9 protein-coding genes are annotated in these 12,542 nt (G+C 69.8%); 5 read left to right on the forward strand and 4 right to left on the reverse strand.

What is annotated here, in order from left to right:
- Window positions 1-257: 257 nt before the first annotated feature.
- Window positions 258-2,366, forward strand: a complete 2,109-nt coding sequence (gene uvrB, locus AB0M35_RS16150; RefSeq protein ID WP_363745948.1) for an excinuclease ABC subunit UvrB — start codon at window positions 258-260, stop codon at window positions 2,364-2,366.
- A gap of 109 nt (window positions 2,367-2,475) precedes the next feature.
- Window positions 2,476-3,330, forward strand: coding sequence for a helix-turn-helix transcriptional regulator (locus AB0M35_RS16155; protein ID WP_363745950.1), 855 nt, complete (start codon window positions 2,476-2,478; stop codon window positions 3,328-3,330).
- A gap of 142 nt (window positions 3,331-3,472) precedes the next feature.
- On the opposite strand, the gene AB0M35_RS16160 is transcribed toward AB0M35_RS16155, so the two are convergent.
- Window positions 3,473-3,766 (reverse strand): antibiotic biosynthesis monooxygenase family protein, encoded by a 294-nt coding sequence (locus AB0M35_RS16160; RefSeq protein WP_363745952.1) that lies wholly within the window; start codon window positions 3,764-3,766, stop codon window positions 3,473-3,475.
- Between the two features lie 178 nt (window positions 3,767-3,944).
- Here AB0M35_RS16160 and AB0M35_RS16165 point away from each other — a divergent pair, with 178 nt between their 5' ends.
- Window positions 3,945-4,943, forward strand: coding sequence for a TerC family protein (locus tag AB0M35_RS16165; protein ID WP_363745954.1), 999 nt, complete (start codon window positions 3,945-3,947; stop codon window positions 4,941-4,943).
- A gap of 58 nt (window positions 4,944-5,001) precedes the next feature.
- Here the strand turns inward: AB0M35_RS16165 and AB0M35_RS16170 are convergent, their stop codons facing one another.
- Together AB0M35_RS16170 and typA are read right to left on the reverse strand one after the other, a co-directional pair.
- Complete coding sequence (locus tag AB0M35_RS16170) at window positions 5,002-5,904, reverse strand: serine hydrolase (RefSeq protein ID WP_363745956.1); 903 nt, start codon at window positions 5,902-5,904, stop codon at window positions 5,002-5,004.
- Between the two features lie 81 nt (window positions 5,905-5,985).
- Window positions 5,986-7,854: a translational GTPase TypA gene (typA, locus tag AB0M35_RS16175; protein WP_363745958.1), complete on the reverse strand. Its 1,869-nt coding sequence runs from the start codon at window positions 7,852-7,854 to the stop codon at window positions 5,986-5,988.
- A 129-nt stretch (window positions 7,855-7,983) separates the two neighbouring features.
- Between typA and AB0M35_RS16180 the strand changes: the two genes are divergently transcribed.
- Both AB0M35_RS16180 and AB0M35_RS16185 read left to right on the forward strand, forming a co-directional pair.
- Window positions 7,984-9,375, forward strand: a complete 1,392-nt coding sequence (locus AB0M35_RS16180) for a DedA family protein (RefSeq protein WP_363745960.1) — start codon at window positions 7,984-7,986, stop codon at window positions 9,373-9,375.
- Window positions 9,376-9,418: 43 nt separating this feature from the next.
- Window positions 9,419-10,321 (forward strand): lytic transglycosylase domain-containing protein, encoded by a 903-nt coding sequence (locus AB0M35_RS16185; RefSeq protein WP_363745962.1) that lies wholly within the window; start codon window positions 9,419-9,421, stop codon window positions 10,319-10,321.
- Here AB0M35_RS16185 and AB0M35_RS16190 read toward each other — a convergent pair.
- Entirely contained in the window at window positions 10,315-12,402 is a 2,088-nt protein-coding gene (locus AB0M35_RS16190; protein ID WP_363745964.1) for an MMPL family transporter, read from the reverse strand. The genes AB0M35_RS16185 and AB0M35_RS16190 overlap by 7 nt on opposite strands.
- Window positions 12,403-12,542 lie beyond the last annotated feature (140 nt).

Consider the following 12,542-nt stretch of genomic DNA (forward strand, 5'->3'; position numbering starts at 1 on the left):
GGCGCTCGCGGCGGCCGGTCTGCGCGTTGCCGCGCGACCACGTCGGGTGCGCACGCCGCATAGCCGGGTGCTGCGACCCACTGTGCCGGGGGCAGCATGGCTTGTGCGGCCCGCCACCGGCCCGGTCGGCCGCCGCGAGCGGCCTACGGGAAAAGGGTAGCCGGGTGAGAAGAACCACACAATGCGAATATTGAGGCCGGTCACGTGCTCGGCGTAGTCGCCGCGGACTGTCAGGCCCCCGGCGTACGGTGGTTGTCATGGCGCTCGACATACCCCGGCTGGACGGCCGCTTTCAGGTCATCAGCGAGTTCCAGCCGGCCGGCGACCAGCCGGCCGCGATCGACGATCTGGAACGGCGGGTGCGCCGCGGTGACCGGCACACCGTCCTGCTCGGCGCGACCGGCACCGGCAAGAGCGCCACCACCGCCTGGTTGATCGAGCGGTTGCAGCGTCCCACGCTGGTGCTGGCGCCCAACAAGACGCTCTGTGCGCAGCTCGCCAAGGAGTTCAGCGAGCTGCTGCCGGACAATGCGGTCGAATATTTCGTCTCCTACTACGACTACTACCAGCCCGAGGCGTACATTCCGCAGACCGACACGTACATCGAGAAGGATTCCTCGATCAACGAGGAGGTCGAGCGGCTGCGGCACTCGGCGACCATGTCGCTGCTCACCCGCCGTGACGTGGTGGTGGTGGCCACCGTGTCGGCGATCTACGGGCTCGGCACCCCGGAGGAGTATCTCGATCGGGCGGTGCGGGTCGCGGTCGGCCAGGAACTGGATCGCGACCAGTTGCTGCGCCGGCTGGTCGACATCCAGTACACCCGCAACGACATGGCCTTCCAGCGCGGCACGTTCCGGGTGCGCGGCGACACGCTGGAGATCATTCCGGCGTACGAGGAACTGGCCGTACGAATCGAGCTGTTCGGCGACGAGGTGGAGAAGCTCTACTACCTCAACCCGCTCACCGGTGACGTGGTGCGCGAGGTGGACCATCTGCTGATCTTCCCGGCGACGCACTACGCGGCCGGGCCGGAGCGGATGGAGCGGGCCATCCGCGACATCGAAATTGAGCTGGCCGAGCGGCTGGCCGAGCTGGAGCGCCAGGGCAAGCTGCTGGAGGCGCAGCGGCTGCGGATGCGCACCACGTACGACATCGAGATGATGCGGCAGGTCGGTTTCTGCTCCGGCATCGAGAACTACTCGATGCACATCGACGGCCGGTTGCCAGGCAGCCCGCCGCACTGCCTGCTCGACTACTTCCCCGACGACTTCCTCACCGTCATCGACGAGTCGCACGTGACCATCCCGCAGATCGGCGGCATGTACGAGGGCGACGCCTCCCGCAAGCGGATGCTGATCGACCACGGGTTCCGGCTGCCCAGCGCCGCCGACAACCGGCCGTTGCGGTTCGACGAGTTCCTGGAGCGGGTCGGTCAGATGGTGTTCCTGTCGGCCACTCCGGGGCCGTGGGAGTTGGAGCACGCCCAGGGGGAGTTCGTCGAGCAGGTGATCCGTCCGACCGGTCTGGTGGACCCGGAGGTCGTGGTCAAGCCCACCAAGGGCCAGATCGACGACCTGATGCACGAGATCAAGCTGCGTACCGAGCGCGACGAGCGGGTGCTGGTCACCACGCTGACCAAGAAGATGGCCGAGGACCTTTCCGACTATCTCCTGGAGAACGGCATCCGGGTGCGTTATCTGCACTCCGAGGTCGACACGCTGCGCCGGGTGGAGTTGCTGCGTGAGCTGCGCCGGGGCGATTACGACGTGCTGGTCGGCATCAACCTGCTGCGGGAGGGTCTCGACCTGCCGGAGGTGTCGCTGGTGGCGATCCTCGACGCGGACAAGGAGGGCTTCCTGCGCAGCGGTCGTTCACTGATCCAGACCATCGGCCGGGCGGCCCGTAACGTTTCCGGCCAGGTGCACATGTACGCCGACAAGATCACGCCGTCGATGGCGGACGCGATCGAGGAGACGAACCGGCGCCGGGCCAAGCAGACCGCGCACAACGAGGCGCACGGCATCAGTCCCGAGCCGCTGCGCAAGAAGATCCACGACATCCTCGACGACATCTACCGGGAGGCGGAGGACACCGAGGCGACCCGGGTCGGCGGTGCGGTGCGGCAGTTGTCCCGGGGCAAGGCTCCGGTCAAGGAGACTCGCAGCCGGGTCCGGCCCGGTGCCGGCACGCCGGCCCGCGAGGGCATGGCGCGGGCCGAGTTGGCGCAGCTCATCCAGGAGCTGAACGACCAGATGTTGGCCGCCGCGCGGGATCTTCAGTTCGAGTTGGCCGCCCGGATCCGCGACGAGATCGCCGAACTGAAGAAGGAGTTGCGCGGAATGGACGCTGCCGGGGTGCGGTGATTTCGACCTTCTCGGCGATAGCTGTTCCAGCCGGGAGAATAGCGGAATGCGAGCGCACTATTGCGCTGGGTGATCGTCGTGCGTACTCTCCCTCCGTGGGGAGGCGGGGATGCCGTTACCAACGAGTCCGGTCATTCGACGAGCGCGGCTCGGAGCCGAGCTGCGACAGCTGCGGCGACGGGAGACACTGACACTGGAGCAGGTGTGTGACCGGCTCGGTTGGGCCTCCACCTCGAAGCTGTCCCGCATCGAGTTGGGGCAGAGCCGCCCTGACCTGGCCGACGTGTTGGATCTGCTCGACGTCTACCAGGTGCCGCCGACGCAGCGCGACGCGTTGATCGTCATCGCTCGTGACGCCGCGACCAGTCGGGGCTGGTGGAAGGCGTTGGGCGAGATGGGCGAGCGGCAACGCACGTACGCCGAGCTCGAAGCCGGCGCGGCGGGCATCGTGGAATACCAGCCGTCCGTCGTGCCGGGTCTGCTGCAGACCCCGGCGTACGCACGCCTGCGCATCGCCGCCGGTCAGCTCATCGATCCCGAGGTGGATGTGGAGGCCGATCTGCGGGCCCGCTCCGCCCGGCACGCGGTGCTGCGTCGGGTCGAGCCGCCGCGCTACACGGCACTGATCACGGAGGTGGCCTGCGGGTCGGCCGGCGACCCCGTCGACGTCTGGCGTGAACAGCTGCGATATCTGCTCGACCTGACCGTGTTGCCGCACGTGACGATCCGGCTGTTGCCGGCCGAGGCCGGGCTGGGGCCGCTGCCGCTGACTCCGTTCTCCTGCTATTCCTTTCCGGATCCAGCGGATCCGCGAACGGTGATGCTGGAGGCGTTGACCATGGACGTGCGGTTGACCACCACGACCGACGTCGACCGGTACGAGCGGATGACGGAACGCCTGCTGGAAGCCGCGCTGCCAGAGCAGGAGACCGCGCGAATGCTGGCCGGCTGGCTCGACGGGTGAGCTGTGGGCGCGTCGGCACCGGCCCGGCGCCCCCGTAGCCGTCGGGAGTCGGTGCCGACGCGAGGCGCAGGTTAGATCAGAGGTACGACAGAGTCCGACGCCTCGGTCGGGTCTGGCGTGCTGGCGTGGCGAGCCGGCACTGCTAGGCCGGGACGTCCACGAAGTGCTCGACCCGGGGCGGGGCGGCGAAGTGTGGGCCGATCAGCTCCCGCCACCGGACGAACCGTTCGCTGGCCCGGAAGTTCTGTTCGTGCGCCTCGACCGAGTCCCACTCGACCAGCAGCACGAACCGGGCGGGGGACTCGACGCCCCGGGTCATCCGCACCGAGCGGCAGCCAGGGGTGCCGGCCAGCACCTGGTGTCCCTCGGCGTATGCGGCGGCGAAGGCGTCTTCCTGGCCGGGTACCACGTCGATCAGCGCGACCTCAAGAACCATGCCGGCAGCCTGCCATGGCGGAAAGCCGTTCGGCGGTCGGCCGGCAAGATTCTCACACCCCGGGCGGGCAGTACCACACCTAGCCTCCTAGGAAGCCTAGCGGTGGTGAGGGCGCCCACGATGGCGGCACGAGGCGTACGGTGTGCCGGTTGCTGCATGCCTGCCGGAGGTTGAGACTGTGAATGTGTCCGGACTCGTGTGGGCGGCTACGCTCATCGCGCTGACCGCGGTGCTTCTGGTGGACCTGTTCATCATCGGGCGGCGTCCGCACGAGCCGAGCGTGCGCGAGTCGAGCCTCTGGGTCGCCTTCTACGTGGGGCTGGCCCTGCTTTTCGGCGTCGGGCTCTGGCTCACCGCCGGGGGGAGCGTGGCCGGGCAGTTCTACACCGGCTGGCTGACCGAGTACAGCCTCTCGGTGGACAATCTCTTCGTCTTCATGATCATCATGGCGCGCTTCGCGGTGCCCCGGCAGTATCAGCAGAAGGTGCTGCTCGTCGGCATCGTGCTGGCGCTGGTCATGCGGGGTGGCTTCATCGCCGCGGGCGCGGCGCTGATCTCACAGTTCAGCTGGGTCTTCTACATCTTCGGTGCGTTCCTGGTCTACACCGCGGTCAACCTGGCCCGGCAGGGCGACTCGGCGGAGGATGAGTTCCAGGAGAACGTGCTGATCCGGTGGAGCCGACGGGCGCTGCCGATCTCCCAGGGCTACGACGGGGCACGGCTGACCGCGCGCAAGGACGACCGGCGGATGTTCACCCCGATGCTCATCGTCATGATCGCGATCGGGACGACCGATCTGATCTTCGCTCTGGACTCGATTCCGGCGATCTTCGGTATCACCCACGAGCCGTACCTCGTCTTCACCGCCAACGTCTTCGCGCTGATGGGCCTACGGCAGCTGTACTTCCTGCTCGGTGGACTGCTGAACCGGCTGATCTACCTGAGCTACGGCCTGGCCGTGGTGCTCGGCTTCATCGGGGTCAAGCTGATCCTGGAAGCGCTGGCGGACAACAACCTGTTCTTCCTCAACGGCGGCGAGCCGGTGGGCTGGGCGCCGCACATCCCGATCTGGCTGTCCCTGCTGGTGATCGTGGCCACCCTGGCGGTGGCAACGGTGGTCAGCCTGGTCAAGTCGGCACGGGACCGACGCCGGGACCTCGCCCGGGTGGGCGGCTGAGGCGACGCCGTCGGTCACCTCGGGCGGCGGCGTGTTCGGTGGCAGCCTTCGGCTTGGACTAACACTCCGGCGACCGAGGTGCGGGCGGGGGCGTACGGGCGGCGGTGAGGTCGTGGCGGGCCTGCCAGACCTGGGCCGAGATGTCGGCGACCAGTTGGCGGGAGTCGACGTCGACGTCCTCGCTGCGCCGGTCGTCGCCGAGCGGCGTGGTGGTGCAGACGACGAGCAGGTACGGGGCGTTGTCGTCGGGGAAGACCACGGCCGCGCCGTGCCGGACACCGCGTACCCAGCCGTTCTTGTGGGCGAGGCGGGTACCGGCGGGTAGTCCCTCGGCGATGTCCTGCCGGATCTGTTGGGCGCAGAGCACGTCGAGCATCGCTGCGCAGCCGGCGGGCGAGGCGATCGGTCCGGCCCGGGTGGCGCCGGTGGCGACGGCGCCGAGCAGGGCGGCCAGGTCGGCGGCGGTGACCAGGTTGCTGATGCCTGCCTCGCGGGCGGCGAAGTCCTCGATGCCGCGCCCGGTGACACTGTGCCGGGCGCCGGCCCGAGCCCAGATCTCCGCCACGGCGGGCAGCCCGACGTGCTCGATGAGCAGGTTCGTGGCGAGATTGCTGGATCGTACGATCATCCGTTCGGCGAGCCACCACAGTGGGGCCTGCTGCCCGAGTCGCTCCCAGACGACGCCGTCGTTGTCGTACTGCCGGGCGCAGGAGAAGGGGGCAGCGTCCGGTCGGGCCGAGGTGAAGCAGTTGGTCACCTCGATCGGGGTGTCCAGACTGGATCCGCCGGTCTCCGACGCGCGGTGCAACGCGGCGAGCACGGCCAGTTTCATCGTGCTCGCCGCGTAGTGGGTGGCCTCGGCGTGCCGGGTCCAGGTGGGCGGGGCGCCGAGCGGGCCTGCGTACACCGAGATCGTCCCGGGCACCTCATCGAGTCGCGCGTCCAACCCGCCGAAGATCACCCGCCGAGGGTAACGGAAAGGAAGGGCCCCTTCTTAGCGTCTGGTGAGGTGAAGGGGCCCCCTTTTAACACGCGGGCGGGGTCAGCCGGCGTGCTTGCGACGGGCGGTGGCGCGGGCCCGCTGAGTCTGGTCGAGGGTCACCTTGCGGATGCGTACGGCGGCCGGGGTGACCTCGACGCACTCGTCCTCGCGGCAGAACTCCAGGGCCTGCTCCAGCGACAGCTTGCGCGGCGGGATCAGCTTCTCGGTCTCGTCGGCGGTCGACGAGCGCATGTTGGTGAGCTTCTTCTCCTTGGTGATGTTGACGTCCATGTCGTCGGAGCGGGAGTTCTCCCCGACGATCATGCCCTCGTACACCTCGGTGCCGGGCTCGACGAAGAGCTGGCCGCGTTCCTGCAGGTTGGTCATCGCGAACGCGGTGACGCTGCCGGCCCGGTCGGCGACCAGCGAGCCGTTGTTGCGGGTACGCAGTTCGCCGAACCAGGGCTCGTAGGACTCGAAGACGTGGTGCAGGATGCCGGTGCCCCGGGTCTCGGTGAGGAACTCGGTGCGGAAGCCGATCAGGCCGCGCGCCGGGACCAGCCACTCCATCCGGATCCAGCCGGTGCCGTGGTTGACCAACTGCTCCATCCGGCCCTTGCGGGTGGCCAGCAGCTGGGTGATCGCGCCGAGGTATTCGTCGGGGGCGTCGATGGTCAGCCGTTCCACCGGCTCGCAGGTCTTGCCGTCGATCTCCCGGGTCACCACCTGGGGCTTGCCGACGGTGAGCTCGTACGACTCGCGGCGCATCTGCTCGACCAGGATGGCCAGCGCCAACTCGCCACGGCCCTGCACCTCCCAGGCGTCGGGGCGTTCGGTGGGCAGCACCCGCAGCGAGACGTTGCCGACGAGTTCCTTGTCCAGGCGGTCCTTGACCATCCGGGCGGTGACCTTGGCGCCTTTGACCCGACCGACCAGCGGCGAGTTGTTGGTGCCGATGGTCATCGAGATGGCCGGCTCGTCGACGGTGATCAGCGGCAGCGGCTGCGGGTTCTCCGCGTCGGCCAGGGTCTCGCCGATCATGATCTCGGGAATGCCGGCGACCGCGATGATGTCGCCCGGCCCGGCCGAGTCGGCGGCCTTGCGCTCCAGACCCTCGGTCATCAACAGTTCGGAGATGCGGACCCGCTGGGTGCTGCCGTCGGTACGGCACCAGGCCACGGTCTGGCCCTTGGCGATGGTGCCCTGCCGAACCCGGCACAGCGCGAGCCGGCCGAGGAACGGGGAGGCGTCGAGGTTGGTGACGTGGGCCTGGAGCGGCGCCTGCTCGTCGTAGGCGGGCGGCGGGATGGTGTCCAGCAGGGTGCGGAACAGCGGCTCCAGGCTGGAGCTGTCCTGCGGCACCGAGCCGTCGGCGGGCTGGGTCAGCGAGGCGATGCCGTCGCGGGCGCAGGCGTAGACGATCGGGAAGTCGATCTGCGCCTCGTCGGCGTCCAGGTCGAGGAAGAGTTCGTACGCCTCGTCGACGACCTCTTTGATCCGGGCGTCGGGACGGTCCACCTTGTTGATCACCAAGATGATCGGCAGCCGGGCCTTGAGGGCCTTACGGAGCACGAACCGGGTCTGCGGTAGCGGGCCCTCGCTGGCGTCGACCAGCAGCACCACCCCGTCGACCATGGTCAGCCCACGCTCCACCTCGCCGCCGAAGTCGGCGTGGCCGGGGGTGTCGATGATGTTGATGGTGACCGGGTCGGAGCCGTCCGCCGGCAGGTAGCGCACGCCGGTGTTCTTGGCCAGGATGGTGATGCCTTTTTCCCGTTCGAGGTCCATCGAGTCCATCACGCGTTCGGTCACCTCGCCCCGGGCGCCGTAGGCGCCGGCCTGCCGCAACATGGCGTCGACCAGGGTGGTCTTGCCGTGGTCGACGTGAGCGATGATGGCGACGTTGCGGAGGTCGGTGCGAAGCTGCATGAGTTCCATCCTCTCGCCTGTGCCGACGCGATGCGGCGTCGGGGTCGCCGATGGGTCAGTGCGTTCTGCCACATGTCGGCGCTGTCACACTTGCGGTGCAGCTTGCTGAGGTGACCCCGGGGGGCCGGCGTGCATGATCTGCTGAGCTCGGTGCAACACCTGCCGCCCTGGTTGATCTATGTGGTGGCGGCGCTGGTGGTCGCGGCGGAGACCGCGGTGATCGTCGGGTTGGTCGCACCCGGCGAGGCCACCCTGCTGTTGGTCGGCTTCCTCACGTACACCGGCACCCTCCGGCTCGGTCCGGCGTTGTTGGTGATGATTCTGGCGGCCGTGGCGGGAGACGCGGTGGCGTTTCGCGCCGGTCGGCGTTACGGCCCCCGGCTGCGCGCCGGCCGGTGGGGTGCCCGGGTGGGGGCGCATCGGTGGGCGCGGGCCGATGCGATGGTCGCGCGGATGGGTGGGCGGGGAGTGTTCACCGCCCGCTGGGTGGCCTTCGCCCGTACGCTGGTGCCCCGGCTCGCCGGGGCGGCGGGTATGCCGTACCGGCGGTTCGCGCCGTGGAACCTGGCCGGGGTGGTCACCTGGGTCGGTGGCTCGGTGCTGGTCGGGCATCTGGCGGGTGAGTCGTACGACACGGTGTCCCGGCGGCTGGGCCAGGCGACCGGGGCGGTGCTGGTCCTGGTGGCGGCGCTGGTGGCGGTGGTGCTGGGCGGTCGGTGGCTGGGTCGCAACCCCGACCCGGTACGGGCGCTGCTGGGACGTGCCGCCCGACTGCCGCCGCTGCGCTGGCTGTCGGCCCGGTACGGGTTGCTGTTCTTCCTGCTCAGTCTGCGGTTCGGGCCGGCCTGGGCGTTGCTGGCGAACCTGACGGCCGGGGTGGGGCTGCTGTTCCTGGTCGCGTTGGCGGTCGCCGGGACGATGCGGGCGGCGGTGGGGCACAGCGGGCTGGCCCTGGTCGACGGCGCGATCGGGAGTTGGTTCGCCGCACGGCGTACGCCCGACGCGGTGGAGGCGACGCAGCTTGTCGTGGCCGTGCTGCGTGGCTCGGCGTTGATCGTGCTGGTGGCTGTGGTGGCCGCGGTGCAGGCCTGGCGGCACCGGCCCTGGCGGGCCGACCTGCTCAGCGTGGTGGGGACGATCGGCGCGTTCGTGCCGCTGGTGGTCCTGGCGGTGGTGACCGAGTTGGCCGCCGACGGGCGGGTGGTGCAGTTCTCCACCCAGAACGCGGTGGTGACGGCCAGTCTGTGCATGCTGGCCTGGCTGCTGTCCCGGGAGGCGCGGTGGCCGGTCGCGGTGGCGCTGTGGACAACCGCCGTGGCCGGGGTGGTCGGCATCGGGGGTGCGCGCCTCTACCTGGGGTTGAGTACCGCCAGCGGCACCGTCGCCGCGGTGTTGCTGGGAGCGGCGTGGACGGCCGTGTTCATGGTCGCCTGGGCCACCCGGGACCGTGCCGTGGCCGCCGACAGGCCGCCGAGGTGGCGCCGACGTGGTCCGCGAGGGGGCCACTTCGCCGATCGCTAGCTGTTAGGGTGCGGCCGTTCGTCAGTGCCGAAGGGGGATCGACATGGGACGTAACGTCAGCCGTTTCACCGTGGCGCTGTTCGTCGGTGCGCTGTTGGCCACCGGGGGTGGATGCGCCAAGGTGGACACTCCGGCGGGCGAGTTGCCCGCGCCGGTCGCACTGCCCCAGGAGGATCCTGAGTCGTCCGCGGATCCGAGCGAGTCGGCCGAGCCGGCCGAGACGAGCCCGACGCCCAGGGCGGTGGAGTCGATGGGTGCCGCGCCGAAGGCCAGCCCCAGCGCGAGTGCCAAGGCTTCGGCGTCACCGAAGCCCTCGCCGAAGCCCAAGCGCACCAGCACCGCGCCACGCGCCGTGCCGAAGCCGCCGACGGAGACGAAGGTGCCTCCGGCTCCGCCCAAGCCCGCACCGAGCAGCTGCAAACCCAGCTACAAGGGCGACCAGGCGAGTCGGGCGCAGGCCAAGGCCGCGTTGACCGACGCCGCGGGTCGTACCTACTGGCCGACCTCGGCGCCGGACATCCGCATCCCGTTGCCCCTGGTGAAGGCGACGGCGTGGCAGGAGAGCGGCTGGCAGTCCAACATCGTCGCGTGTGACGGCGGCATCGGCCTGATGCAGGTGATGCCGGACACCGCGACCTGGATGAACCAGCGGTTCGGCCAGAACTACGACGTGTGGGACTACCGGGACAACGCCTACCTCGGTGGCACCTACCTGGCCTGGCTCACCAAGTACATCGGCGACATGTACTTCGACGCCGACTACCGGCTCGATGCCGACCTGTGCACCAGCGAACTCAACTCCTGCCTGCTCAACGCGGTCATCGCCGCCTACAACTACGGGCACGGCGCGGTAGCTCGGGAGGGGCAGCCGTTGGCCGTCCCCAACCCGAGCTACGTACGCAACGTGCGTGCCCTGATGACGGAGTGCGTCTGTCTGGGCTACTGAGCCTGTTCGGGGGCGATCCGACCGGGCCACCAGAACCGTTCGCCGAGCATGAACGCCAGGGCCGGGACGACGACCGTACGCACCAGCAGGGTGTCCAGCAGGACGCCGAGGCAGACGATGATCCCGATCTGGGTCAGGGTGATCAGCGGCAGCACCCCGAGGACGGCGAAGACCGCCGCGAGCAGGATGCCGGCGCTGGTGATCACCCCGCCGGTGACCCGGAGCGCGGAGAGCATGCCCTTGCGGGTGCCGGTGCTGCGAGCATCCTCCCGGGCCCGGGTGACCAGGAAGATGTTGTAGTCGACTCCGAGCGCGACGAGGAAGACGAAGGCGAGCAGCGGTACGCCGGTGTCCATCGCCGGGAAGTCGAACACGTGCTCGAAGATCAGCCAGGCTCCGCCGAGGCTGGCGAAGTACGAGGCGACGACGGTGGCGACCAGCAGCACCGGGGCGAGCAGTCCGCGCAACAGCAGGACCAGCACGGCACCGACGAGCAGCAGGATGAGCGGCAGGATGAGCCGCAGGTCCTTGGCGTCGGCGGCGGCCGAGTCGTACCGACCGGCGACGGTGCCACCGACGACCGCTCCGGACGGCTGGTCGACCCCGGCCACGGCGGGTGGCGCCGAGTTGTCGACGGCGCCGACGGTTTCCCGGAGTTGCTCAAGGGTCCGGTTGGCGGCGGCGGTGCCCGGCTCGGCGTCGAGGACCACGTCGACCTGGGCCACGTCGGCACCGGCGGGGCCGGGTCGGGCGGAGGCCACTCCCGGCACCTCGGCGGCGGCCGCGGTGACCGCCGGCACGGCCTGCGGGTTGGTCATCACCGCGAGCGGCTGGGTGGTGCCGGCGGGGAAGGCGCGGGCGAGGGTCTGTGCCCCGGCCACGGCCTCCGGCTTCACCCGGAACTGCTCGGTCTCCGACAGCCCGGTGCGGATGCCGAGGCCACCGAGGGCGAGCCCGGCGAGCAGCAGGGTGGCCAGCACCGCGACGGGCACCGGGCGGCGGATCACGGCGGCGCCGAGCCGGCCCCAGATCCGGCCTTCCCGGCCGACGCTGCCGACGGTCGGCACGAACGGCCAGAACAGGCGGCGGCCGAGCAGCACCAGCGCGGCGGGCAGCACGAGCAGGGCCGAGGCCATGGCGAGCAGGATGCCGGTGGCGCAGGCCACGGCGAGCGCACGGTTGGTCTCCTGCTGGCTCAACAACAGCGTGAGTACGCCGAGCATGACGGTGCCGCCGCTGGCCAGGATCGGTTCGGCGGTACGGCGCAGGGCGGCGCGCATCGCCGCGAAACGGTCCTCCTCGCGACGCAGTTCCTCCCGGTAGCGGGCGATCAGCAGCAGCGCATAGTTGGTGGCGGCACCGAAGACGAGGACGCTGGCGATGCCGGTGACCGCGCCACCGGCGAAGTTGATGCCGACCGCCGGGATGATCGTTTCGAGCGCACGCAGGGTGATCTGTTCGGTGGCGGCCACGATGATCAACGGCACCAACCACAGCACCGGGCTGCGGTAGGTGATCAGCAACAGCACTGCGACGACGGCGGCGGTGAAGGCCAGCAGGGTCACGTCGGCGCCCTCGAAGACCTTGGTCAGGTCGGCGGTGAAGGCGGGCGGGCCGGTCACCTGGACCGTCAGGTCCCCGGGAAAGTCGGCGAGTTCGGCGCGTAGCTCGGCCACCCGTTCGGCGACCGCCTCCTGGCCTCCGGTGCTGTCCAGCGGTACGGCGACCAGGGCCACGGTGTTGTCGGGGGACAGCTGCGGCGGGGCGACCTGACCGCCGGCGGCGAGCCGACTGAGGCTGCTGGTGTCGGCGGTGATCGCCGCACGGTCGGCCTCGCTCAGCGGTGCGCCGTCGTCGCGGCTGACCACCACGACGGCCGGCTGGACGCCGCTGGCGGGCAACTCCCGTTGCAAGCGCTCGACCTGGGTGGACTGCCACTGCTCGGACAGACCGGTGGCGGAGACCGGTGCCGGGTTGCTGGGAATGGGTAGCCCGAAGACGGCCACGCCGACGAGGACGGCCACGGCCACGGTGAGCCACGCGGCCCGACGGCTGCGGGCGACGCGGGTGAACAGGGACATTCTGCGCGCTCCGGTCGTTTCGATTTCGGCCCGGCTCCCACCTGGGGGAGCCGATACTTAGATTATCGAGATTTTCGCTTATCAAGAAAGATGGCGCAACAGCTCTCGGTCTCCGAGTATCTTGGCTATCGAGAGATGTT

Source organism: Micromonospora sp. NPDC051196 (assembly GCF_040682415.1).
Taxonomy (GTDB): domain Bacteria; phylum Actinomycetota; class Actinomycetes; order Mycobacteriales; family Micromonosporaceae; genus Micromonospora.